The 23,474-nt window shown below is 63.7% G+C and carries 19 protein-coding genes; 4 read left to right on the plus strand and 15 right to left on the minus strand.

From position 1 onward, the window contains the following. Window positions 1–6 precede the first annotated feature (6 nt). The gene (locus tag QD228_RS07030; protein WP_279874897.1) at window positions 7–1,098 is read right to left on the minus strand and encodes a hypothetical protein; all 1,092 of its coding nucleotides are present in this window, start codon (window positions 1,096–1,098) and stop codon (window positions 7–9) included. A gap of 157 nt (window positions 1,099–1,255) precedes the next feature. On the opposite strand from QD228_RS07030, the gene QD228_RS07035 reads away from it, so the two are divergent. Next, window positions 1,256–1,753 (plus strand): OsmC family protein, encoded by a 498-nt coding sequence (locus QD228_RS07035; protein ID WP_279874898.1) that lies wholly within the window; start codon window positions 1,256–1,258, stop codon window positions 1,751–1,753. Between the two features lie 192 nt (window positions 1,754–1,945). Here the strand turns inward: QD228_RS07035 and QD228_RS07040 are convergent, their stop codons facing one another. The 5 genes from QD228_RS07040 to QD228_RS07060 all read right to left on the minus strand — a co-directional run bounded on the left by QD228_RS07040 (window position 1,946) and on the right by QD228_RS07060 (window position 7,599). After that, entirely contained in the window at window positions 1,946–2,614 is a 669-nt protein-coding gene (locus tag QD228_RS07040; protein ID WP_279874899.1) for an RraA family protein, read from the minus strand. Window positions 2,615–2,636: 22 nt separating this feature from the next. Next, on the minus strand, window positions 2,637–3,941 hold the full coding sequence (locus QD228_RS07045) for a TRAP transporter large permease subunit (protein WP_077376018.1): 1,305 nt from the start codon (window positions 3,939–3,941) through the stop codon (window positions 2,637–2,639). A 3-nt stretch (window positions 3,942–3,944) separates the two neighbouring features. Then, window positions 3,945–4,496, minus strand: coding sequence for a TRAP transporter small permease (locus QD228_RS07050; protein WP_279874900.1), 552 nt, complete (start codon window positions 4,494–4,496; stop codon window positions 3,945–3,947). A 10-nt stretch (window positions 4,497–4,506) separates the two neighbouring features. Further along, window positions 4,507–5,496: a TRAP transporter substrate-binding protein DctP gene (gene dctP, locus QD228_RS07055; protein ID WP_279874901.1), complete on the minus strand. Its 990-nt coding sequence runs from the start codon at window positions 5,494–5,496 to the stop codon at window positions 4,507–4,509. Between the two features lie 675 nt (window positions 5,497–6,171). Continuing rightward, complete coding sequence (locus tag QD228_RS07060; protein ID WP_279874902.1) at window positions 6,172–7,599, minus strand: sodium:solute symporter family protein; 1,428 nt, start codon at window positions 7,597–7,599, stop codon at window positions 6,172–6,174. 187 nt (window positions 7,600–7,786) lie between these two features. On the opposite strand from QD228_RS07060, the gene QD228_RS07065 reads away from it, so the two are divergent. Further along, window positions 7,787–8,791, plus strand: coding sequence for a LysR family transcriptional regulator (locus tag QD228_RS07065; protein ID WP_279874903.1), 1,005 nt, complete (start codon window positions 7,787–7,789; stop codon window positions 8,789–8,791). Window positions 8,792–8,940: 149 nt separating this feature from the next. Here QD228_RS07065 and QD228_RS07070 read toward each other — a convergent pair whose 3' ends face one another. From QD228_RS07070 to QD228_RS07110, 9 genes are all read right to left on the minus strand, one after another. Then, window positions 8,941–10,473, minus strand: coding sequence for an aldehyde dehydrogenase (locus QD228_RS07070; protein ID WP_279874905.1), 1,533 nt, complete (start codon window positions 10,471–10,473; stop codon window positions 8,941–8,943). Continuing rightward, entirely contained in the window at window positions 10,470–11,813 is a 1,344-nt protein-coding gene (locus QD228_RS07075; RefSeq protein WP_279874907.1) for a Zn-dependent hydrolase, read from the minus strand. Before QD228_RS07075 ends, QD228_RS07070 begins: the two co-directional genes overlap by 4 nt. A 1-nt stretch (window position 11,814) precedes the next feature. Next, window positions 11,815–13,551 carry a thiamine pyrophosphate-binding protein gene (locus QD228_RS07080; protein ID WP_279874909.1) on the minus strand — a complete coding sequence of 579 codons (1,737 nt, stop codon included), beginning with the start codon at window positions 13,549–13,551 and terminating at the stop codon, window positions 11,815–11,817. Between the two features lie 108 nt (window positions 13,552–13,659). Then, a complete protein-coding gene (locus QD228_RS07085) occupies window positions 13,660–14,439 on the minus strand; it encodes an aldolase/citrate lyase family protein (RefSeq protein WP_279874911.1) in 780 nt (259 codons plus the stop codon). Between the two features lie 3 nt (window positions 14,440–14,442). After that, complete coding sequence (locus tag QD228_RS07090) at window positions 14,443–15,732, minus strand: TRAP transporter large permease (protein WP_279874913.1); 1,290 nt, start codon at window positions 15,730–15,732, stop codon at window positions 14,443–14,445. Beyond that, the gene (locus tag QD228_RS07095) at window positions 15,729–16,322 is read right to left on the minus strand and encodes a TRAP transporter small permease (protein ID WP_279874915.1); all 594 of its coding nucleotides are present in this window, start codon (window positions 16,320–16,322) and stop codon (window positions 15,729–15,731) included. Before QD228_RS07095 ends, QD228_RS07090 begins: the two co-directional genes overlap by 4 nt. A gap of 2 nt (window positions 16,323–16,324) precedes the next feature. Then, complete coding sequence (locus QD228_RS07100; RefSeq protein ID WP_191237075.1) at window positions 16,325–17,317, minus strand: DctP family TRAP transporter solute-binding subunit; 993 nt, start codon at window positions 17,315–17,317, stop codon at window positions 16,325–16,327. A 364-nt stretch (window positions 17,318–17,681) separates the two neighbouring features. Beyond that, window positions 17,682–18,989: an aminotransferase class I/II-fold pyridoxal phosphate-dependent enzyme gene (locus QD228_RS07105; protein ID WP_279875074.1), complete on the minus strand. Its 1,308-nt coding sequence runs from the start codon at window positions 18,987–18,989 to the stop codon at window positions 17,682–17,684. 190 nt (window positions 18,990–19,179) lie between these two features. After that, on the minus strand, window positions 19,180–20,184 hold the full coding sequence (locus QD228_RS07110) for a helix-turn-helix transcriptional regulator (RefSeq protein ID WP_279874916.1): 1,005 nt from the start codon (window positions 20,182–20,184) through the stop codon (window positions 19,180–19,182). Between the two features lie 135 nt (window positions 20,185–20,319). On the opposite strand from QD228_RS07110, the gene QD228_RS07115 reads away from it, so the two are divergent. Both QD228_RS07115 and QD228_RS07120 read left to right on the plus strand, forming a co-directional pair. After that, on the plus strand, window positions 20,320–22,491 hold the full coding sequence (locus tag QD228_RS07115) for a TonB-dependent siderophore receptor (RefSeq protein WP_279874917.1): 2,172 nt from the start codon (window positions 20,320–20,322) through the stop codon (window positions 22,489–22,491). Window positions 22,492–22,556: 65 nt separating this feature from the next. Then, window positions 22,557–23,465, plus strand: a complete 909-nt coding sequence (locus tag QD228_RS07120; RefSeq protein ID WP_279874918.1) for an alpha/beta hydrolase-fold protein — start codon at window positions 22,557–22,559, stop codon at window positions 23,463–23,465. Window positions 23,466–23,474 lie beyond the last annotated feature (9 nt).

Genomic DNA, 23,474 nt, shown 5'->3' on the forward strand with positions numbered 1-23,474 from the left:
TATAATTTAATTTGTTTCCATCACCATCAGACTCCCCATCACCCCTTCACATAACGGCTTGATCTCGCTGAAGCCTTCTTCGACGGTGAGATCTGTCTTGGCCTTGGCGTAGGTGGTGCCGTCGGCGGCGGGGTGGTAGCTGGTGCAGTGCAGGCGGATCAGCTTGTCATCGAGGAAGAGGCCGTATTCGCGGGTCTGTGAGGTGATGGGCATGCCCTGGTGTCGTTGTGTCATGGCGATATCGAACCAGTAGGCCTGACGGTGATCCACCCGGGTCAGGCCGGAGTCGAGCATCTGACTGTTGATGGGCGCCCACTGGGCCAGCGTATTGGTGGAGGCCATCACCTTGAGCTGCGCGTCACTGACGGTGTCGCCATGCAGGTCATAGATCTCGAGGATGATCATGTCGGTGCCGGTACCGGCCTGACTCTGCCACTTCTGCACGATATGCGGCAGGCGACCCTCGGCGGCAGACCATGAGGCGGGCAGGTGTAGCGCAAGGTTGATGCCCAGCGACTTGGCATGGCCCTTGGTGTGGAACTGCTGGAAATAGCCGTCGTACAGTTCGTACACCGGCTCTATCTGGTACTTGGTCGCCAGCAGGAATTCCTTGAAGGGTGAGGGCAGGTATTCGCCCTCGGCACGCAGGCGGATGGCCTCGATGAAGCGGGCGGCGAAGTCGGTGGTCAGCTTGTCGGCGGTCAGTTGCGGGGCCAGTTCCTTCTGCATCTGCCGGCGAATCCCGTCGAGCACTTCGCGTGCGTGCTCGCGCCCCATCAGGCTTTCGAGGTTGTCCGCGAGGCGTGTGGTGATATCGGGGAAGGCATTCGCGAAGTAGGCGGAGGCAAGGTCAGCGTCATGCGCGAGTTCAGGATAGGTCTCGGCGATGCGCGCCAGCGTGATGTCCTGAGCGATGACGAAGCCGTAGGTGCTGCTCAGGGTATTGATGACCCGAGGCGTGGGGCGGAACTGTGCGGCGTCGGCGCGTGCCGAGGCACCGACAGTCATGAAACATAAGCCCAGGCCGAGCCCGACTGTCAGGGCGGCGATTGCCAGCCCGGGAATCCCGGTAAACCGTCGTCCAGCTGCAAACGCCATGCGTGACATCCTGTCAGAGTGCGAATGTGCCAATCCTATCATCGGGGTGTGGGGACTTCTTGCTTCCCCACCTTGATTGGAAGACTAATCATGCGGAAGTATCAGGCGGCACGTCATGCCGGCGTCCGCGCTCCCCTTGTGAAGAGACCCCCAGACAATGACGTCCAGACAACACCTTTATTCGGTTGATCTCGAGTGGACCGGCAATCGCGGCGAGGGCACCACCCATTACACCGCCTATGAGCGCGATTTCGTGGCCAGTGTCAGTGGCAAGCCGAGCCTCGAAGGCTCCGCGGACCCCGCCTTTCGGGGTAACGGCGCGCGCTGGAATCCTGAAGACCTGCTGGTGGCCTCCGTCTCGGCCTGCCACAAGCTGTGGTATCTGCACCTGTGTGCCGACGCCGGCATTCGTGTCATGACCTATCTCGATCACGCCGAGGGCACGATGCGGGAAGGCACCAGTGGCGGCAAAGGCGATCCAGCTGACGAGGCGGGCCGCTTCACCGCCATCGTGCTGCGACCTGAGATCACCCTGGCCGCTGGCGACGATATCGCGCTCGCCCATGAGCTGCACCACCGGGCGCATGCGCTGTGCTTCATCGCCAATTCGCTGAATTTCCCGGTCAGCTGCGAGGCGGTGATCACCCATCAGTGATGGGCAGCCCTCAGCCCGCGTCAGACTGACCGTGTCGGACTGACCGTGTCGGACTGACCGTGTCAGACTGACTGTGACACAACCCGAAAGGCCACCAGAGCAATCTGGTGGCCTTTTTTGCTTTCAGCATCTCTCTAAAGAATCAGCATCTCTCTCAAAAACAGCATCTCGCGACCTGATCATGCGGGGTGATCAGCTGCGTGCGTTCACTTCCTCGATCAGTTGGCTTGCGCCAGTGAGGTCGGGCAGGCAGGCACCATCGGCGATCTTCGCCAGCAGTACGTCTTCCGCTTCTTGGACCTCGATGGCGTGGGTGGCGATGGCGGAGACTTCTGAGGGGGCCATGGCGATGACACCGCTTTCGTCTGCGAGGATGGCATCGCCCGGATTGACGACCACGCCGCCAATGCTGACCGGCACGTTGAGCGCGCCGCCGATTCCGGCGAAGCGGGTGGTGAGCGAGGCGACCCCGCGACTCCACACCGGGAAATGCTTGTCGCGAATGGTCAAGGCGTCGGTGGCCATGCCGTCGATCACCACACCGGCCACGCCCAGGCGTGAGGCGACCGTGGTCATCACGCCGCCCCAGCAGGCGCGGTGACGATCGCCCTGACGATGCACGATGAGCACATCGCCCGGGCGCACCAGACGCATCAGGTGGTTGAGCAGGGTGCCATCTTCCGGTGGCAGCGAGACGGTGACGGCGGTGCCGGCAATCCGTACCTGGGGCAGCATGCAGGCAATCGCCGGTTCGACGAAGCCGTGGGTGTGGAAGTGGCCGATGGTGGCCGTCTCACACTGGGTGAGCCGTGCCAGCAGCTCCGGCGCGACCTGGTCTGGCATGTCATTGAGTTGGTACATGGAAGTCTCTCGGCGTGGTCGGTCAGATCAGGCTGGGCAGGAAGGTGGTGAGTGCCGGTACCCAGTAGAGCATCAGCATCGCGAACAGGAAGCAGATGACGATGGGCCAGGCGGCGGCGTAGATGGTCTGCATCGGGGTCGCGGGGGCGGCACCTTTCACCGCGAACAGGTTGTAGCCGAAGGGCGGGGTCAGACTGCCCACTGAGATGTTGATCAGGAATAGCGTCCAGAACCATACCGGGTCAAAGCCATACAGCTTGACCAGCGGCGCGTAGATGGGAATCACCACCATCATGAAGGCGATCTGGTCGATGAACATGCAGGCGATCAGCGGAATCAGCATCAGGATCAGCAGCATCCATACCGGATCGAGATCCAGCCCGGTCACGCTGCTCACCAGGCCGCTGGTGGCGCCGGTGAAGCTCAACAACTGCGAGAACAGTTTCGAGCACGCCAGGATCAGGATGATCATGGTGCTGACCTTCAGCGACGACATCACCGCTTCGCCCGCCATCTTGAAGGAGAACTTGCGGTAGTAGGCGGCGACCAGCAGCGACCCCAGCACGCCGGTGGCAGCGGACTCGGACGGTGTGGCGATACCGAGCAGGATCAACCCGAGCACGGCGAAGATGATGATGCTGAACGGCAGCATGTTGATCAGGGCACGACGCTTCTCCTTTGCCGTACCGCCACCGCTTTCATCGACCGGCGGCGCACGGCGCGGGTCCAGCGTGATGCGCACCTTCACGTAGAGGATGAACAGCGCAGCCAGCAGGATACCCGGCAGAATACCGGCGATCAGCAGCCGCGCGATGGAGACATCCACCATCGAGCCGATGATGATCACCAACAGGCTCGGCGGGATGATCGGCGCGAGACTCGCCCCACCCAGAATCAGGCCGATGGAGAGCTTGTCGTCATAGCCGCGCTCCTGCATGGTCGGCAGCGCCGAGCGGCTGAGCATGGCGGTCACGGCCAGTGCCGAGCCGGACAGGGCACCGAACAGGGTCGAGAGGGCGACGACGAAGAAGTAGAGGCGGCCTTTCATGCGGCCCATCAGGGCATCCAGCGAGTCGAAGATCACATCGATGGAGCCGGAGCGGAACAGCAGCTCCCCCATCAGCACGAACAGCGCGATGGTGGTCAGCGTCTCCGAGGTCATGCTGTCGTAGACACTGTTGGCGAACATGCCGAAACCGGCGGTGCCCATCAACCACAGCGTGCCCAGCACGTTGATGGTCAGGAAGGCGGCGAAGACGGGGATGCCGAGGGCGAACAGGCCCATCAGCAAGGCGATGGCCAGGCCCAGAGAGAAATACCATTCCATGACTCAGGGTCCTTTTCTGGCGTCGGTGGTCGCCGAGGAGGCGGCGGAGTCGGAGTCGTCCGATGGGGTCGTCTCGGGCGCGGCGCGCGTGAAGGCGTGGCGCAGGAAGTAGAGGGCCGCATTGATCAACGCGTAGGCGATGAAGGAGGACACCCAGACCTTGGGGATATCGAGCCCCATGGCGGTGGTGGTGTGGTACTGGAACTGACGCAGGCTTTCCTGCAGGCAGATCCAGCCGGCCACGGCGCAGACGCCACCGGTGATCAGCGCCAGCAGGCGGTCATAGAGGGCGCGGGTGGCAGGGCTGAGGCGTTCCGGCAGCACGGTGATGGCGATATGGCCATGGGTACGTGCCAGTTCCGGCGCGGCCAGCGAGATGGAGAGGCACAGCAGGTAGGCCACCATCGCGCCAGACCACAGGGTGGGCGAATTGAAGAAATAGCGCGCGATGACTTCCAGCCAGAAGCACAGGACGATGCCACACAGGGTGACACCGCCCAGAAGGAAGCCTGCTCGCGTCACGCCGTCATGCACACGTGCAAGCAGGGTTGGCATGGTGGATTCCTTACTCGCTGACGGTGGTCAGGTTCTTCTCGATCGCCAGCTCGCGCATGGCGGTCACGGCTTCCGGCGACTTGTCGATGCCCAGCTGCCAGATACCGTCGGTGACCAGGGCATCCAGACGCTCGGCGTCTTCCGGGGCGAATTCGGTGGCCTGCATGCCAGCCTCGTTCAGTGCCTTCCATTCCTCGATCGCCAGTTCATCCAGCACCGGGACGATCTCGGTCTCCAGCTGACGGCCCTCGTCAAGCAGCACCTTCTGCTGCTCTGGGGTCAGGCTGTTGAAGGCGTTCAAGTTCATCAGCACGAAGTTGTAGGTCTGACCGAAGGTCGGCTTGGAGTAGTAGCCGGCGACTTCCTGCCAGCCCATGTCCTTGACGCCGTTCAGGCCCCAGGCCGCGCCGTCGATCACGCCACGGTCCATCGCGGAATAGACATCGCCACTGGACATCAGCACCGGCGTACCGCCCAGCCCCTTGGTGACATTGGTATAGGTGGGGCTGCCGCGCAGACGACGACCGTCCAGACCCGGCGTGCCGGTGATCGGCTCCTTCAGCACGTACTGGAAACCGTGGCTGCCCAGCGGCGGAATGGCGATCAGCTTGAGGCCCAGGCCGTTGTAGTGCTCATCGACCATGTCCCACAGGCCGGATTCACGCGTCTGTTCCGGATTCACCGCCACGCCATCCATCGCCGCGCCAACGCCAGTGGTGTTGGTGTGATAGGCGGCGTGGGTGTAGAGCAGCTGGAAGACACCGGCCGCGACGGGCTGCAGCTGCTCGAAGGGCGGCACGACGTCCGGGCCGGTCAGCTGGATGGTGAGGTCGGCGGCGTCATTGGCTTCGACTTCCTTGATGAAGCGCTGGGCGATTTCACGGGAATAGGCGGTGGTCTGGTCGTAACTGGACAGCATGCGCAGTTCGGTGGCCATTGACTGGGTGGCCGGGAGCAGTGCGAGCAGCGGGAGCAACAGAGCGGGCTTGAGGGTTTTCATAGCAGTTTCCACTTTATCGTTATTGTGTCGGGCGATGCTGTTTGCACGTACCTGGTGGGATCAGATAGCCAGGAGGTGCAGCGGCGTCCCTTGCGACTTGTCGTTGATGGTACGTCTTCAATCTATGAGCCGCCTTGGCTGCGGTCAACGAATCATCAGCCTTTTGGGCTTTCAAATTTCAATATGCAGTATTTGCGAGATTTATGTAAGAAAACCTGTGTGTTTGGTCCAGTGACTTCCAGCGTCAATTCGAGGGGAATAGTTCGGCAATTCAAGGCAAAGTCCCGATGCGAACCACAAGGCAATACGAGATGATCCTGGTAGAGAATCCAGAGTGATACTGGCAGATAACCCAGAATACTTATGGGCCATAAAGGGGGATGAATCTGGTGGAGAACGATGAAATAAAAGGTGAGAACGTAAGGGAAGGGGGAGAAGAAGAGGAAAGAACAGACACCACTGCAAGAAAGACAAGAACCGCAGGGCTTCGAGCGAAGATCGCCACAAGGCCCCGGTTCTCGATGTCGTGATGACAGCATCGGGAACCGGGGCTTCATGTTGCATGCATCAGGTCCTATGCATCAGGTCTCATGCATCGTGCATGTTGCATCATGTGTCATGCATGACGAGGCGTGCCCCAGCGTCTGACAGCGGCGCGAGCCCCGCTCATCAGGCTCAGCGCGTGGCGGTGTCGGTCGCGAGGCTGAGGCTCGGCTTGCGCAGCGCCAACGGCATCAGTGCCAGCGAGACCGGCAGGCCGATCATCACCGGATGCAGCCCGAAGGGATGACCCAGCAGCTGCCAGAGAATGGCGGTGGCAAGCCCGCCCCACATCATGATCACCCCGCCGCGCGGGTCCGGCGTGCGGCGACACAGGGCCACCACCGTCGGCACCAGTACCCCGCAGACCAGCATCGCGCTGCCGAGAATCCAGATATCGAGCAGGCGCGGGGCGTAGAGTGCCAGACCCAGCGAAATCAAGGACATGGCGATCACCGAGTGACGGCTCATGCGCAGCATGAAGGCATCATCACGGCCCTTCATGCGCGGCTTGATCACGTCATTGGCAATCGACGAGGCGCCGGCGATGAAGAACGAATCCGCACACGAGATGATGGTCGCCAGCAGCACCACGACCATGCTGACCATCAGCGGCAGTGGCAGGGTGGCCTTGATGATGGCGTAGAAGGACAGGTCCGGATTGGCCACCGCGATGTCCAGCCCCAGCCTGGCGAAGGCACCGATCAACACCACGGCACCACCGACCAGCAGCGTGAAGACGATGGCCACGGCGTAGCCGGTGCGTGCCGCCTTGAGGCTGCGCGCGGCCCAGAAGCGCTGCCACAGGTCCTGGCGCACGAACTGATAGGCGCCGATGGTCAGCATGTAGACCGCCAGTTCATGGCCGGAGATGCCGGTCAGGCTCAGGAAGTCAGGGCTGCCCTGTGGTGTGGGCGATGCACTGATGATCTCCCAGCTGCCGCTGGCGTAGTAGACGGTGACCAGCAGGAAGAAGATGCCCAGTGTCTGCAGGGTACCGAGAATCGCATCCGACCAGATGACCGCCATCAGGCCGCCCAGCCATGTCTTGGCGGTCAGCAGCGCCCAGGTCAGCAGGATACCCACCGGCAGCGCCAGGCCGAACACCAGCTTGAGCACCGTGGCCACCGCCACGAACTGCATGCCGGTGATGGCCGCGTAGGCGCACAGGATGCTCAGCAGAGTGGGGAGTCTGACCCCCTCGCCGAAGCGGCTGACCAGAAAGTCGGCCAGTGTCACCATCTCCAGGCGCCGGCCTTCGGCGTGAATCTTGCCGATGAAGAAGTACAGCGCGATGCCGGCGACGGTCATGCCCACCGGCAGCCACAGCTGCCCCATGCCGAAGGTGTAGCCCTTGGAGACGAAGCCCAGCAGGGTGGAGCCGCCGACGGCAGTGCCGACAAGCGTGCAGATCAGCGGAAAGGTCGCGGTGGAACGGCCGGCGACATTGTAGTCATCATAGGTCTTGATGCGGCGAAAGAAATACAGCGAAAGCCCCATCAGAAATAGGCCACATGCTATGATCATGATCGAGAGAATCTCGGTTTCTCGGCTATCGAACATTGTCATTTTTCCGCATTGTTGATGTTGTATTGATCGTCATTGACAGCTTGAGAGAAAGGCAATATATCACTCAAGTGGATGGCAATGGCGAGGCAGTGCTGACTTTCATGCTACCTGGCTCGTCACGAAGACGTTGCGTGGCCATTGCCACGCCGGGTGCGTCATTTTCTGGACAGGAATCCTCGCCATGCGACCCATCCATGACACTCTGGACTGGAACCTGCTGAGAACCTTCATCGTCATCGTTCAGGAGGAAAGTGTCAGTCGAGCGGCAGCCCGTCTCTATCTGTCCCAGCCGGCGGTGAGTCTGTCACTCAAGCGTCTGGAAGAGCGTCTCGGGCAACGGTTGATCGAACGAGACAGTCACAGCTTTCGCGTGACGGGGGCGGGGCAGGTGGTCTATCGCGAGGCCGTGGAGATCTACGCCAACGTGGCGCGTCTCGCCTCTGAGGTGGGCAACAGTCATACGGAGATTTCCGGGCATGTCTCGCTCCTTTTCATTACCGGCATCGAATGCCGATTCCTTGATAGCGTGTTCGCGCGCTTTCATCGCTGTTTCCCCCAGGTCACCTTCTCGATCCAGGAGATGTCCAGTCACGAGGTGCAGCAGGGGCTGTTGCAGCGCCAGGGCGCGCTGGGCATCTGCCTGGCGCAGCAGACACCGGAGCCACTGATGTCCCAGGTGCTGGCGCGCCAGAATTACCGCTACTTCTGTGGTCGCATGCATCCGCTCTTCGGTCAGCAGAATCTGCCGCTGGAGGCGCTGCGCAATGAGCGTTACGTCTCCTTCGGCAGCGAGCAGCTCGATGGCGTGCTGTCTCCGCTGGCGATGTTCCGCGCCCGCGAGGGCTTGCAGGGCCCGGTGATCGGTCAATCCAGCAGCCTGCAGGAAATCCGCCGCATGGTGTTGGCCGGCTGGGGCATCGGCTGTATGCCGGAGCACATCGTGCGGCGTGAGGTCGAGGAGCAGCAGCTGTGGCCCTTGCCACCCTACGGTGGCGTGGCCGATATCGACCTGCTCCTGATGTGGCACCGTGAGGCGCGTTTCAGCGCCGCCGAATCCACCTTCGTCGACTTCCTGCACAACGCGCTGGCCAAGGTGCCGCTGGAAGAACGTCTGCATCGCGGTCTGGAAATGCAGCTGCCGGACCCTAATGCCGTGCTGGCCAGTGACGGCGCGCCCGCTACTTGAGCCACCCCTGGCGCTCGATCAAGACCTTGTCGTGAAGACCGTCCTGAAGCCCGTCCTGAAGCGCGTTCTGAATGGCCCGCGCCGCTGTCACCAGTCAGTCCGGGTGGCAGCGGCGCTTCGGGGGCGCCCCTCGAGGGCCGACCGCCGGCTCAATAGGCCAGATTGATCCAGGTGGTCTTCAGGTCGGAGTACTTGTCCAGCGCGTGCAGTGACTTGTCACGCCCGAATCCGGACTGCTTGACGCCACCGAAGGGCACGCTGATATCGCCATCGGCGTAGCAGTTGACCCACACCAGCCCCGCCTTCAAACGCCGCGAGACACGATGGGCACGCGCCAGATCCCGCGTCCACAGCCCAGCGCCCAGGCCATAGATGGAATCATTGGCCAGTTCGATGGCCTCTTCCTCGCCGCTGAAGCGGGTCACGCCCAGCACCGGGCCGAAGATTTCCTCGCGCATCACGGTGCTGTTCTGGCCGCCTTCCACGATGGTCGGCTCCAGATACCAGCCGCCGGCAGTGGCGTCGCTGGGGGCGATGGCGCGGCCGCCCTGATGCAGTGTCATGCCTTCCGAGAGCGCTGTCTCGACGAAGCCGAGCACCTTCTCGTGGTGGTCCGCGCTGACCAGTGCGCCCATGCGCGTGGCCGGATCGAGCGGATCACCGGCCGGCATGGCGCGGGCGCAGGCGATCAGACGCGGCATGAAGTCATCGAAGATGGCCTCATCGACATACAGGCGGGAGCCAGCGATGCAGACTTCGCCCTGATTGATGAAGATGGCGTCTGCCGCGGCGCGTGCGGCCATGTCGAGATCCGGGCAATCGGCGAACACGATATGCGGCGACTTGCCGCCGCATTCCAGCCACACCCGCTTCAAGTTGGAGTCGCTGGCGTAGCGCATGAAGCGCTTGCCGGTGGCGGTGGAGCCGGTGAAGGCAAGCGCATCGACTTCCATGTGCAGGCCAAGCGCCTGGCCCGCCACCGCGCCCAGCCCCGGCGTGACGTTGAAGACGCCCGCCGGAAGGCCGGCTTCATCGGCGAGTGCCGCCAGACGCAGCGCGCTCAGGCTAGAGGATTCGGCAGGCTTGAGTACCACGCTGTTGCCCAGCGCCAGCGCCGGGGCGAACTTCCACGAGGCGATCATCAGCGGGAAGTTCCACGGCACCACCGCCGCGACCACACCCAGCGCTTCACGGGTAATGGTGGCGTGCACGTTCTCGCCGGTGGGCGCGATCTCGTCGTAATGCTTGTCGATGGCCTCGGCATACCAGGCCACCGCGCGCGCGGTTTCCGCCAGATCAAAGCCCAGGCTGTCGCCGATCGGCTTGCCCATCTCCAGTGTCTGCAGCAGCGCCAGTTCTTCGGCATTGTCGCGGATCAGCTGGGCAAAGCACTGCAGAACGGCCTTGCGCGCCTGGGGTGACTGGCGCGACCACACGCCGGAGTCAAAGGCACGCCGCGCCGCCATCACGGCGCGGTCGATGTCCTGCTCGGTGCAGGCGGTGACATGTGCCAGCACGTCTCCGGTGGCCGGATTCCAGGCCGGGAAGGTGTCGCAGCCGGTGCTTTCCACATAGGCACCGTCAATGAAGGCACGGGTCTCGAAGGTCAGCGCTGCCGCGCGCTGCTGCCAGTCGGCATGGGTCAGTGGGGCGGCAGTGGTCGAAGCAGTGGCAGTGCTCATTGGACGTTCTCCGCGGTGTTGTGGGTCGCATCGGCGTCGTCATTGTCGGAGCTGGCGCTGACGACACCGGCGCGCTTGAGCATCGCCAGCAGCAGCACGTTGGCACCGGCTTCGAGATCGGCAGGCTCGGCGTTCTCGCTCTCGTTGTGGCTGATGCCGTCCTCGCAGGGCACGAAGATCATCGCCACCGGATTGATGCCGGCGATCTGCACGGCGTCGTGACCGGCACCGGTTTCCATGTCGCGGAAGCTGAGGTTCAGTTCTTGACTTGCGCTGCGCACCATCTCGATCAGTTCCGGCGCGAAGGGCGTCGGCGGAATGTGCTGCACTTCGATCAGTTCGACATCGACGCGCTGCTTGTCAGCCTGATTGGCCGCGTGATGCTTGAGGCACAGCGCCTTGAGCTGGTCGTGCATCTCGGCCAGTACCGCCGGTTCCAGATGACGCAGGTCGACGCTGAAGCGCACCTGGCCCGGAATCACGTTGCGCGAGTTGGGGTGCACATTGAATTCGCCACAGGTGACGCGGCCGTTGGGCTGGTAGTCATCGGCCAGCGTGAGGATGTCGCTGACCAGCGCGCAGGCGGTCTTTAGCGCATCGCGACGGTAAGGCATCGGCGTCGGGCCGGCGTGGGCTTCCTGACCGCTGACCACCACGTCGAACCAGTGCAGGCCCAGCGAGCCGGTGACGGCACCGATGGTGATCTCCTCCTGCTCCAGCACCGGGCCCTGCTCGATGTGCGCCTCGAAATAGGCGCCGAAATCATGGCTGCCCACCGCCACGTCGCCGGCATAGCCAGTGCGCTCAAGCGACGCGGCAACGCTGTCGCCGTCGCGGTCGGTGGCGGCCAGCGCCTTCTCCAGCGGAATCAGGCCCGCATGCACGCCGGACCCCATCATCACCGGCACGAAGCGGCTGCCTTCCTCGTTGGTCCAGATCACCACTTCCAGCGGCGCTTCGGTCTCGATGCCGTGCTCATCCAGCACGCGCATGACTTCCAGGCCGGCCAGCACGCCGAAGCAGCCGTCGAACTTGCCGCCGGTGGGCTGGGTGTCGATGTGGCTGCCGGTGGCGATCGGCGGCAGGCTGTCATCTCGGCCCGGACGACGGGCGAAGATGTTGCCGATCTCGTCGACGCGCAGCGTCAGGCCAGCGGCCTCGAGCCAGCCAGTGACCAGCTCGCGGCCGGCGCGGTCTTCTTCGGTCAGGGCCAGACGGCAGTTGCCGCCCTTGGGCGTCGCGCCGATCTCGGCCAATGTCATCAGCGCGTCCCACAGGCGCTTGCCATCGACGCGCAGGGCGAGGGTGTCCAGCACGTCTTGAGTTGAGGATGTGCTCATGTCAGATACCTGCCTTGTCGTTGCGTGTCAGGGCGTCTTCGCGGATGCCGCTCAGCAGCTTGCCCGGGGCGATGCCGTCCGGGTCATAACGCAGCTCGATCAGGGCCGGCAGATGCTCGCGGTCGGCGAATTCCAGCGCGCGCGTGAAGCTTTCCTCGAAGTCCTCGTCCTTCTCCACCACCTGACCGAGGCCGCCGTAGGCGGTGACCAGCGCGGCGAAGTCCGGGTTGGTGAAGGTCAGGGCGATCTCGCGGCCCGGGAAGTCGTTTTCCTGGTGGGCGCGGATGGTGCCCCACATGCCGTTGTTGAACACCAGCACCACGATGCCGAGGCGGTACTGCAGTGCCACGCCCAGTTCCTGCAGATTCATCTGGAAGCAGCCATCACCGGCGTAGCAGACGGCGGGGCGTTCCGGGAATTCGAGCTTGCTGGAAATGGCGGCGGGCAGACCGTAGCCCATGGAACCGACGGTCGGGGCCAGCGAGCTGCCCAGGCCACGGAAGCGCACGTAGCGGTGGGCGTAGAGCGCGTAGTTGCCGGCGCCGACGCTGATGCAGCCCTTGCCATCGAGAATGCGGTCGACGGTCAGGCTGACCTTGTCCAGGCTCAGCGGGCCCGGCGACGGCTGTTCCTCAAGCGTGGCCAGATAGGCGGCGCGCGCCTCGCGGGTGATGCCGGACCAGCGCGGCGTGCTGTCCGGTGACAGGGTGGAGAGCGCCAGCGCGAAGCCGTTGACGTCGGTATTGATGGCCAGCGTCGGCTGATAGACACGCCCCAGCTCTTCCGGGTCGGCGTAGACGTGCACCAGCTTCTGTGTCGGCACCGGTGACTGAATCCAGCTGTAGCCTTCGCTGGTGGCTTCGCCGATGCGCGTGCCGACTGCGATGACCAGGTCACTCTCGACCAGCTGCTGGCGCAGTGCGTCATGCATGCCCATGCCGACGTGACCGGCGAATTGCGGCAGTTCGGCATCGACGCATTCCAGACGGCGCCAGGCGACCCCGGTGGGGATGTCGAAGCGCTGGGCGAAGCCTTCCAGCGCGACCTGGGCGTCGCGGGTCCAGCCGCTGCCGCCGACCAGCAGGAAGGGGCGCTCGGCGCTGGCGAGCAGGCCCTTGAGCTCATCCAGCTGCGGCTGCCCCGGGTAGGTCATCAGGCGCGGGTGCGGCTTGACGTCCGCGACCTGCGCCTCGCCCCACAGGGTGTCTTCGGGCAATGCCAGCACCACCGGCCCCGGACGACCGCTGCGCGCCACCTGATAGGCGCGGGCGATGTATTCCGGAATGCGCGAGGTGTCGTCGATCTGCGCGACCCACTTGGTCATCTCGCCGAACATGCGGCGGTAATCGATTTCCTGGAAGGCTTCACGCTCGATGAAGTCGCCACCGACCTGACCGATGAACAGGATCATCGGCGTGGAATCCTGATAGGCGGTGTGCACGGCGATGGAGGCGTTGGTGGCGCCCGGGCCACGCGTGACGAAGCACACGCCCGGCTCGTTGGTCAGCTTGCCGTAGGCTTCGGCCATGTAGCCCGCGCCACTTTCCTGGCGGCAGACGATGGGGTCGATGGCGCCCTTGTGCTCATTGAGCGCATCGATGCACGGCAGGTAGCTTTCGCCGGGCACCAGGAAGACACGCTTGGTGCCGTGCAGACGGATCTGGTCGACGAGGATCTGCCCGCCATTGCGCAGCGGCAGAGTGGATTCGTGAGTGTAGGTGTCAGCGGCCTGAGTCATGGGAAGGTTCTCGTTGTGGTTGCGTAAGGTGAATAGGCTGTCGGTGCAATAAAGGCTGTCCGAGCGAAAGAGGCTGTCAGAGCGAACGAGGGAGCCGGAGCGATGTCGTCAGCGTCGCAGTCGGTGGCTGTCTGCGGGCATCAGGTCGTAGAGCGCTTCGAGCTGATCGGGGTGGATGACACACCGCGCATGCAGTCCCTGCTGGTTGGCCCAGTGCTGGTCGGTGCCCAGCCCGTGCTGCCAGCGCCACGGACCATCGATGGCCAGTCGCTGATGTGTCCTGCAGGCAACGGCCAGTCGCTGGCGCCACGGTTTCAGGGTTTCGGTGATGATGGCGGCGGGCTGGTCCGGCATCAGGCCCAGGTCAGTGGCCAGGTCCCCGGTGCCGATCAGCGCGCCCAGCAGGCGTGACGTGTCACTTCCCGGTGCGAGCAAGGCCTCGGCGTTCAACAGGCCGGCCTCGCTTTCCAGGGTCGCGATGCTCTTCAGACAGCCCGCGGGCAGGGCATGCAGGCGTTCCTGCTCGGCGAGCGCCTCATCCAGTGCGGCCAGTTGGCTGCGCTGCTCGACGGCGGGCAGAAAGACCGCAGCAGGTGTGCCGGCCAGTTCGCCCAGTGCGGTCTGCAGCAGGGCGGTCAGTTCGTCGCGACCGCCGTGCTCCAGCAGGTTGAGGCGTACCGCCGGCCACAGATGCAGGCGACGGGCACGTCTGGCGAACTCGGCGAAGCGACTGATCGCCAGTGCACGGCCTTCGGGGGCGGTGAATTCCTCGAGATCGACCACGATGGCATCGGCACCACTGGTGAGCGCGGCTTCCAGTCGTGCGGCGTCATCCCCGGGCACGAACAGCCAGCGCTGCGGGAGGGGCTGAGTGGCAAGAGAGGTCATCGCTCAGCCCTCCATCAGGTTGGGCAGGAACAGCACGAGTTCCGGAATGAAGGTGATCAGCATCAGCACGATCAGCATCGCGCCCAGCATCAGGCCCAGCGGACGCAGCGAGTCGCTGACGTTGATCCCGGCGATGCGACACGCGGCCATCAGGTCGATCCCCAGCGGCGGCGTGTTGGCGCCGATGGCCAGATTGACGGTCAGCAGCACCCCGAAGTGCACCGGGCTGATGCCGTATTGCGCCAGCAGCGGCATCACGATGGGCGTCACGATGATGATGATCGCCACGCTTTCCATGAAGGATCCCAGCACCAGCAGCACGGCGGTCAGCAGCAGCAGGACGCTGATGCGGCTGTCGGTGAATTCGCCGATCAACTGGGCGATGGCCTGCGGCACCTGCTCGTAGGTCAGACCCCAGGCGAACATGCCGGCCGCGCCGATGATCAGCAGGATGGCGCCGGTGGTCTCGGCGGTCGCGCGGACGCTGTCCAGAAAGCCCTGCCAGGTCAGGCTGCGATAGACACAGGTACCGATGATGATGGCGTAGAGAATCGCGGAGGCGGCGGCCTCGGTGGGCGTGAACACCCCGAAGCGGATACCGCCGATGATCATCACCGGCACCATCAGCGCCGGCATGGCACTGAGCAGCGCGCGGCGGCGCTCGCCCGGCACACGGGCCGCGACACCGCCGGACCAGCCATGCTTGCGTGACAGGTAGAGGGCGACGCCGACCAGCGCGACGGTCAGCATCAGGCCGGGGATGATGCCGCCCATGAACAGCTGGCCCACCGAGGTGTTGGAGGTGGTGCCGTAGACGATCATCACGATGCTGGGCGGAATCACGGTGCCGATGGAGCTGGCGGTGCCGACCAGTGCACTGCTGAAGCCCTTGTCATAGCCGTTGCGGGCCATGGTGGGCAGCAGCATGCTGCCGATGGCGATCACGTCCGCCACGCCGGAACCCGACAGCGCGCCGAACATCATGCAGGCCAGCACCGCGACCACCGCCAGGCCGCCGCGGATGTCACCGACCATCGCCATGCACAGGCGCACCAGGCGCTCAGTGAGGCCAGCGCGGTTCATCAACTGGGCGGCGAGTACGAACAGCGGAATCGCCAGCAGGGTGAAGCTTTCCATCCCGGCCACGAATTGCTGCGCCGAGACCATCATCGGCGCGGCACCGAAGGCCAGCAGGTAGAAGAGGGCCGACATCAGCAGCGCGAAGGCGATGGGAATGTCGATGAGGATGCCGAGCGCGAATACGCCGAGCAGAGCCAGGGCGCCGAGAGTCATGGGGCATCTCCTTGGCGAGAGGAAGCGTTGTCAGGCACAGTGGTATCCGTCTCGTGAACCTCGGCTCCGATGGCCGAAGGGCTCAACAGATGCTCAAGCTGGATCAGAGCCATCGCGGTGCAGCACAGCGGCACGGACAGGTAGACGATGCCGGCGGGAATCTGCAGCGCGGTGGTGGTCTGGCGCATCGTGATGGCGCTCAGGTCCATGCCTGCCTTGGCCAGCAACAGCAGCATGATCAGGATCATCGCGTCGGTAATACGGCCGGTGATGCGCTGGACACGCAGCGAGCGCACCAGCAGCGGCAGCAGACCCGCACTCAGGTGAGTGCGGTTGCGGGTACAGGACACCGCGGCCAACAATGTCGTCCAGACCAGCACCAGCTGCGGCAATTCCTCTGCCCAGTGCGGCGGCTGACCCATCACCCAGCGCATGAAGACGGTCCAGATCACCAATGCCGACAGCGCGGCCACGCCACTGGCTGCCAGGGCCAGACAGCCCCGGCAGCACCAACGTGAGAAAGTGATCATCAAGGTGCGCACGGCACACAACGCGGCCAGCGGCTTGACGGAGGGAGAGGCGGAAGACATCGTCACTCGCCCTTGCGGTATTGCTCGACCAGGCCCATCAGCTCAGGCCCGAAGACGTCGGCGTAATCAGCCCACACACCCTGCACCTTGGCATTGAAAGGCGCGGTGTCGACCTCGTTGACCTGCATGCCTGCCTCTTCCAGCTTGGCGACCAGCTCGGCGTCATCCTTCTGGGTCATCGCGCGCTGCTTGTCACGCCATTCGTCGGCGCTCTTCTGTACCGCGGCCTGATCCTGCTCGGAGAGCTGATTCCAGCTGAAGTTGGACATGGTCAGACACGCGGGTGCCCAGACGTGACCGGTAAGGGAGACGTAGTCCTGCACTTCGCTGAACGAGGAGGAATAGATGATGGCCAGCGGGTTTTCCTGGGCATCGAACACGCCCTGCTGCAATGCGGAGTAGAGCTCACCGAAGGACAGCGGTGCCGGGCTTGAACCCAGCGCGGTGAAGGTGTCCAGACGCATCTTGTCCGGCGTGACGCGAATCTTGAGACCCGCGAGGTCTTCCGGGCTGGTGATGGGGCCGCGATTGTTGGTGACGTGACGGAAGCCGTTCTCCCACCACGACAGGATCTTCATGTTGTGCTCGTCGGCGATGTCCTCGAGCGCATCGCCCAGCTTGCCGTCATAGGCGGCGTAGGCGTGTTCGCGGTCCGGCCAGGAGTAGGGCAGTTCGACGATGCCGAAGCGCGCATCCAGCGGCTGGAAGGAACCACAGCCGATCACGCCGGCCGGCACGCTGCCGATCTGCATGCCTTCGACGACGGTCTTCTCATTGCCGAGCTGACCACTGGGGAAGACCTGGAAATTGACGCGGCCCTCGGTGGCCTCGGCGACATCCTTGGCGAAGCCTTCCGCCGCGATGTTCCAGCTATGGGTCGGCGCCAGCACGTGGCCGAGCTTGATATCCTGGGCTTGAGCGGCGCTCAGCGGCAGGGCACAGGCCGCCGTGATGGCAGCAGTCAGCAGGGCAGGCTTCAGCGGGACGGATTTCATCGGGACACCTCTTGGAGTTGTTATGGTCGTGACAGGCGTCTCTGTGTACGCCTTGACCCAAGAGTGTGTTCTGCTCGTGTATTTCGGTAGTTGCGAATTCTTATTCTTGGTATTAATCAGATTTATGCTGGGTCTGGATGCCCCACCCATCTGACCGCCCAGTTCTTTTATATACCGTTATCTTCTTTGGTACCCATTTCAGTTCTGGCAAGCCTGAGAGAAGCAGTAGTCATCGGGACACGCAACGCAAGGCGCCCGCGAAGAGGCGTGTCTTCGCGGGCGCTGATATGTCACTGATGTTCGTTGAGGCGGCCTGGTCGGCGTCTGAATGTCGCCTGACTGTCGTTTAAGAGCCGCCCTCGCGTCAGGCCACCGCCCTGTCCAGCGCCTGGCTGACATCGGCGATGATGTCGTCGATATGTTCGATCCCCACCGAGATGCGAATCAGGTCCGCCGAGACCCCGGCCATGGCGAGTTCTTCCTCGTTGAGCTGGCGGTGGGTGGTGGAGGCCGGGTGGCAGGCCAGCGACTTGGCGTCACCGATATTCACCAGGCGCAGAATCATCTGCAGCGCATCGATGAATTTGCCGCCGGCGATACGCCCGGCTTCGGCCTGATCGGCCCCTGTCGCGTCCGTCTTGATGCCGAAACTGATGATGCCGGAGGCCTTGCCGCCGGTGATCTTCTGGCAGGTGGCGTGATAGGGGCTGTCCGGCAGGGCGCCGTAGTTGACCCAGCTGACGCTCGGATGCTGCTGGAGGTATTCGGCCAGCGCGAGCGCATTGCTGCAGTGGCGTTCCATGCGCAGGGCGAGTGTCTCCAGCCCCTGCAGCAGCAGGAAGGCACTGTGCGGGGCGAGCGCGGCGCCGGTATTGCGCAGCGGTACCACGCGACAGCGACCGATATAGGCGGCCGGGCCGAAGGCTTCGGTGTAGACGACGCCGTGATAGGAGGGGTCTGGCTCGTTGAGGATCGGGAAGCGCTCCTTGTGGGCGACCCAGTCGAACTTGCCGGAATCGATGATGATGCCGCCCACGGTGGTGCCGTGGCCGCCGATGTACTTGGTCAGCGAGTGGATCACGATGTCGGCGCCGTGATCGAAGGCACGACACAGCACTGGCGTGGCGACGGTGTTGTCGACGATCAGCGGCACGCCATGCCTGTGGGCAATCTCGGCCAGACGCTCGAGATCGACGATGTTGCCGGCAGGATTGCCGATGGACTCGCAGAACACCGCTTTGGTCTTGTCATCGATCAGTGCTTCGAGTGCGGCGAAGTCATCAAAGGCCGCCATGCGCACCTCGACCCCCTGACGCGGCAGGCTGTGGGCGAACAGGTTGTAGGTGCCGCCATACAGCTGACTGGTGCTGACGATGTTGTCACCGACTTCCACCAGCGCCTGGATGGCATAGGTGATCGCTGCCATGCCGGAGGACACCGCCAGCGCCGCGATCCCGCCTTCGACGGCGGCCATGCGCTGCTCCAGCACGTCATTGGTCGGGTTCATGATGCGGGTATAGATGTTGCCCGGCACCTTGAGATCGAACAGGTCCGCGCCGTGCTGGGTGTCGTCGAAGGTGTAGGAGGTGGTCTGGTAGATCGGCACCGCCGCCGCCTTGGTAGTGGCTTCCGAGGTGTAGCCGTGATGCAGGGCGAGAGATTCCAGCTTCATGTTGTCGACTGACATGGCAGTGTCCTTGTGCGAGAGCGTGGCGAAGATCTTGTTGTGGGGTGCGGTTTTGGTGCGTGCCGTTTTCATGCGAGCCGTGTGCCGTTCAGGTGCTGCCGCAATCGGCAGGCATGGCGCGGGCCGCGATGCCGCTCAACATTAGCAACGGGGCATCTCCAGGTCCATGCGTCGTTCACGCCGTCACGACAGGCCGCTGGCTGGGCGGCACGCCGAACTGGCGACGAAAGGCGGTGGCGAAATTGGCCGCGCTGCGATACCCCGCCATCTCGGCGGCGGCCTCCACCGTGACATTGCGGTCCTGCAACAGGTGCGCCGCGCGGAGCAACTGCCGCCGTCTCAGGTCCCGCGACATGGTCTGGCCGTAGGCGTCGCGATAGCGGCGCTGCAACTGGCGCACGCTCATGCCCAGCCGGGCGGCGATCTCTGCCTGACTCAGATAGGCCACTTCCCCGCTGGAGATCCAGTCCTCGAGCCTCGCCTGCCACTCTGACGTGCCCTGCAGGCGGCGCTGTGTGCTGTCATCCGCCAGGGACGGTCTGGCCGCCAGGCACTCGCTGATCACCTCAAGCGCCACTGACTCGATGCCGAGTCTAAGCGCCAGCGTTCCCGGCCGTTGGCGACTGAATTCCTCCAGGCGCTCGACCAGACGCGCAGACGGCTGCCAATGGTAATGCGCCAGATGCCGCGCCTCGGGCATCACCTCGCTGGCGCTTGAGACCCCCAGATGCCACGTCAGCCACGCCGGTGTCAGCGTCAGGATGGCGCTGTGCTCATAAGCCCCCTTGGGGCTTTGCAGTCGGAATTCGGTGAGTTCATCGAGCGCGATGCACAGCGCTCGGCCCGGCTTCAGCGCATGGCGCTGTGGCCCGAAACTGACCTTTGGCTCCCCACGCCATACCACGGCGATCTTCAGCGATGGCTCGATGCGGGAGCGAATCATCAGATCCGCCCGCTTGCGGATGCGGTTGAGGCGCATGAACAGGCCCGGCTGCACTTCCTGCAGGTGCATGTTGCCGATCAGCGCGCCATCGGCTGACTGGCCCTCGGCGGGCTGGCATTGGTGGTCGCTGGTCAGTGCTCGCGCCATGCGGTGCACGTAATCGAGCTCGATGATCCGGTGGCGTGCGCCTGCCGAGGTGTGAGAGCTGGCGAGGCCGGGAGGGGGAGTAAGGCTCATCTTGTCGCACCTGCAAACATCAGGGAGGGTTCCGCAAAGGTTTTTGTCGTCATGGAGTGCCAAAATGCCCCGTCAGTCACACAGATGCAAATAATTATCATTAGTGGCGATAGCCAGGTGAGCCAAGGGGACACGATGAAGAAGGTGACGGTACGGGGACGCGGTCTGTGCGGGGCAGGCACGCGTCGCTTGATGATCGGGGCGGGCGTGGTGCTGGTCAGTCTGCCGGCACAGGCGGAAGACGCGACGATGGTGCTGGATACCCAGCGGGTGACGGGGCTGCGCCTGTATGACATGGCGTCCAGTGAGCAGAGCGGTGGCTACAGCGTTGACGCTGCCACGGTGGGCTCGAAGGTGCCGGCCTCGCTGCGCGACATTCCGCAGTCGGTAAGCGTGGTGACCCATGACGCCATCGAGGACCAGAACTTCATCACCCTGGATCAGCTGGCAGCACGGACGCCCGGCGTGCGGGTGCTGAACAATGACAGCGGTCGCTCCTCGATCTTCGCGCGTGGCTATGAATACGATGCCTACAGCATCGATGGGCTCTCCGCGCCGATGTCGAGTCTGACGGGCTCGGTGCCATCCTTGACCGCCATCGACCGGGTCGAGGTCATGCGTGGGCCGTCCGGTCTGTTCAACAGTACCAGTGAGCTGGGCGGGGTCATCAATCTGGTGCGCAAGCGCCCGACCGATACCTTCCAGGGCTCCATCAGCGGCAGTGTCGGTACGCTGGAAGACCGAAGCGTCAGTGTCGATCTCTCCGGGCCCATCGATGAGCAGGGCCGCATCCGTGGACGCCTGGTGACCCGCTCCACCGAGCAGGCGCAGTGGGTGGATGACAATGACAACACGCTGAATGATTTCTATGGCGCGCTGGATATCGATCTCGACGAGAATACCGAGCTGTCGCTGGGGGTGATCCACAACACCAAGGACATCAGCGTCAATCAGGGTCAGCCGGTCGATGGTGACAACAACTTCACCTATGGCCGCCGTTCGGCATTCTACGGCGCGGACTGGAACAGCTTCGAGAGCGATGCCACCGATGTGATCGCCGAGCTGACCCACCGCTTCAGCTCACGCGGCTATGGCCGACTGGCGGCGCGCTACAGTGATCGCAATGCCGATTACGAATACGCCTACAGTGGCTCGGCACTGAGCGATACCGGCGACTTGAGCAGTGTCGCGGGCTATGCCGGTGTCACCGATGAGACCTCGGTGAGCGTGGATGCCAGCTACACCCAGGGCTTCGATGCCTTCGGCAACCAGAGCGAATTCGTGGTCGGGGTCGATTACAAGACATCGGACTCGGATACCACCGCGGCGCGCACCGGCAACTTGACCGGCTCCAGCGCCAGCATCAGCGAGCTGAACTCCCTGGCCTATGTCGACATTCTCGGCAACGCCCGGGATGGCGTGAGCGGTTACAGCCTGTCGCGCACCGAGACCACCCTGGAGGAGCAGGGCCTGTACGGCAAGGTGACACTGCGTCCCGTGGCACCGCTGGCGGTGATACTGGGTGCGCGCGTCAGCCAGTTCTCGGCCGAGACCGAAGACAAGCTCAACGGCGGCAGCAGTGACATGCAGGACACCGCCGTCACGCCCTATGGCGGACTCGTCTATGACCTGGACGCCGACCACTCCCTCTATGCCAGCTACTCCAGAGTCTTCGAGCCACAGACCCGCGAAGGCGAGGATGGGGACCTGATCGACCCGCGCGAAGGCGAGCAATACGAGATCGGGATCAAGGGCAGCTATCTGGATGGCGCACTGAATGCGCGTATCAGTGGCTTCCAGCTGACCGACAGCCACCGTGCTGCCTCCTCGACCGACGGTAGCGTCAGTTATTCGGTGGATTCCGGCAAGATGCGTATCACCGGTGCGGAGCTTGAGCTGGCCGGCAACATCACGCCGCAGTGGGATGTCATCTTCGGCTACACCTACATGGATTCCGAGGTGCTGGAGGCCGGCAGCTCCGATGCACTGCTGATGCTGATGCCCAACAACATGGTCAATCTGTGGACCCAGTATCGCTTCGAGGGCAACCTGCTGGATGGCGTGTCCGTCGGTGCCGGGATGACGGCACTGAGCGATTTCGACAGCACCCAGGGCACCATCCAGGCACCGGGCTATGCCGTGTTCGATGCCATGCTCGGCTATCAGTTCACGCCCAAACTCAGTGGCCAGCTCAACGTCTACAACCTGTTCGATCGTGAATATTACGTGCGCGCCGGTTCCGCCAGTGTCTTCAATTTCGTAGGGCGCCCGGCCAGTGCCGTCGCCACCATGAAGTATGAGTTCTGAGCATGAGGATCGGATTGCGAGCGCGCATGAGGCTATTCGCACGACTGCAGGCATGGGGACTCATCATGCTGACATCCGGCGCTGTCAGCTTGCCGGCCATGGCCATGGCCATGACCATGACTCAGGCCGCTGACAATGCAGTGTTGCCTGGCATGACGACCTCCTTCACTCAGCACTCATCCACCACGGGACATGACTACCTGATCCAGGTCGCGCTGCCGCAGGTCGCACTGCCAAAAGAGGGCTATCCCGTGCTGCTGGTACTGGATGGCAATCGCCATCTGGATCTGTTCACGGCAGCGCGCGACATATTGGGACGCCGTGGCTATGACAAGGCGCCGTCTGATCTCGCCATCGTCGCGGTCGGTTATGCGGGCGAGACGGACGGGCAGGCAAAGGCGGTGCGTGACATCGTCACGAAGCTACGCTTAAAAGACTTCACGCCACCGCTCACCACCGGCACGGCGCCAGAGGGTACCGGCGGTGGCGAGGATTTCCTCGACTATCTGACCCAGGCTCTGCCGCCTGAACTGGCCTCACGCTATCCGCTCGATCTCGCGCGGCCTGCGCTGGTCGGCCACTCACTCGGCGGCCTGTTCGCGCTCCATGCCCAGCAGAAGGCGCCCGAGGCCTTCGGGGCGATCTTCGCGATCAGTCCGTCGCTGTGGTGGCGGCAGGAGAATGACCCGGCCAACTGGCCGCTGCGTCTTGCCTGCTCCGAGATGGCGGGCCCGGTGTACATCGCCGCTGGCGGACGCGAGCAATCGCCGCAGCCCAGGCGGCAGGACCCTGAGCGTGACAGGCTGCGTGTCCAGCGCGCGATGATCGACAACGCCCATGAGCATGCACGTCAGCTGCGCGAGCACTGTCCACAGGCAGCCGTCCAGTGGCGACTGTTCGAGGGCGAAGACCACGGCAGCGTGATGTGGCCCGCCGCGCGGGCAGTGATGGAACGATTGGTGAGACCGCGTTGATCCGACCGG

Origin of the sequence: Cobetia sp. 3AK (assembly GCF_029846335.1) — a bacterium.
Taxonomy (GTDB): Bacteria; Pseudomonadota; Gammaproteobacteria; order Pseudomonadales; family Halomonadaceae; genus Cobetia; species Cobetia marina.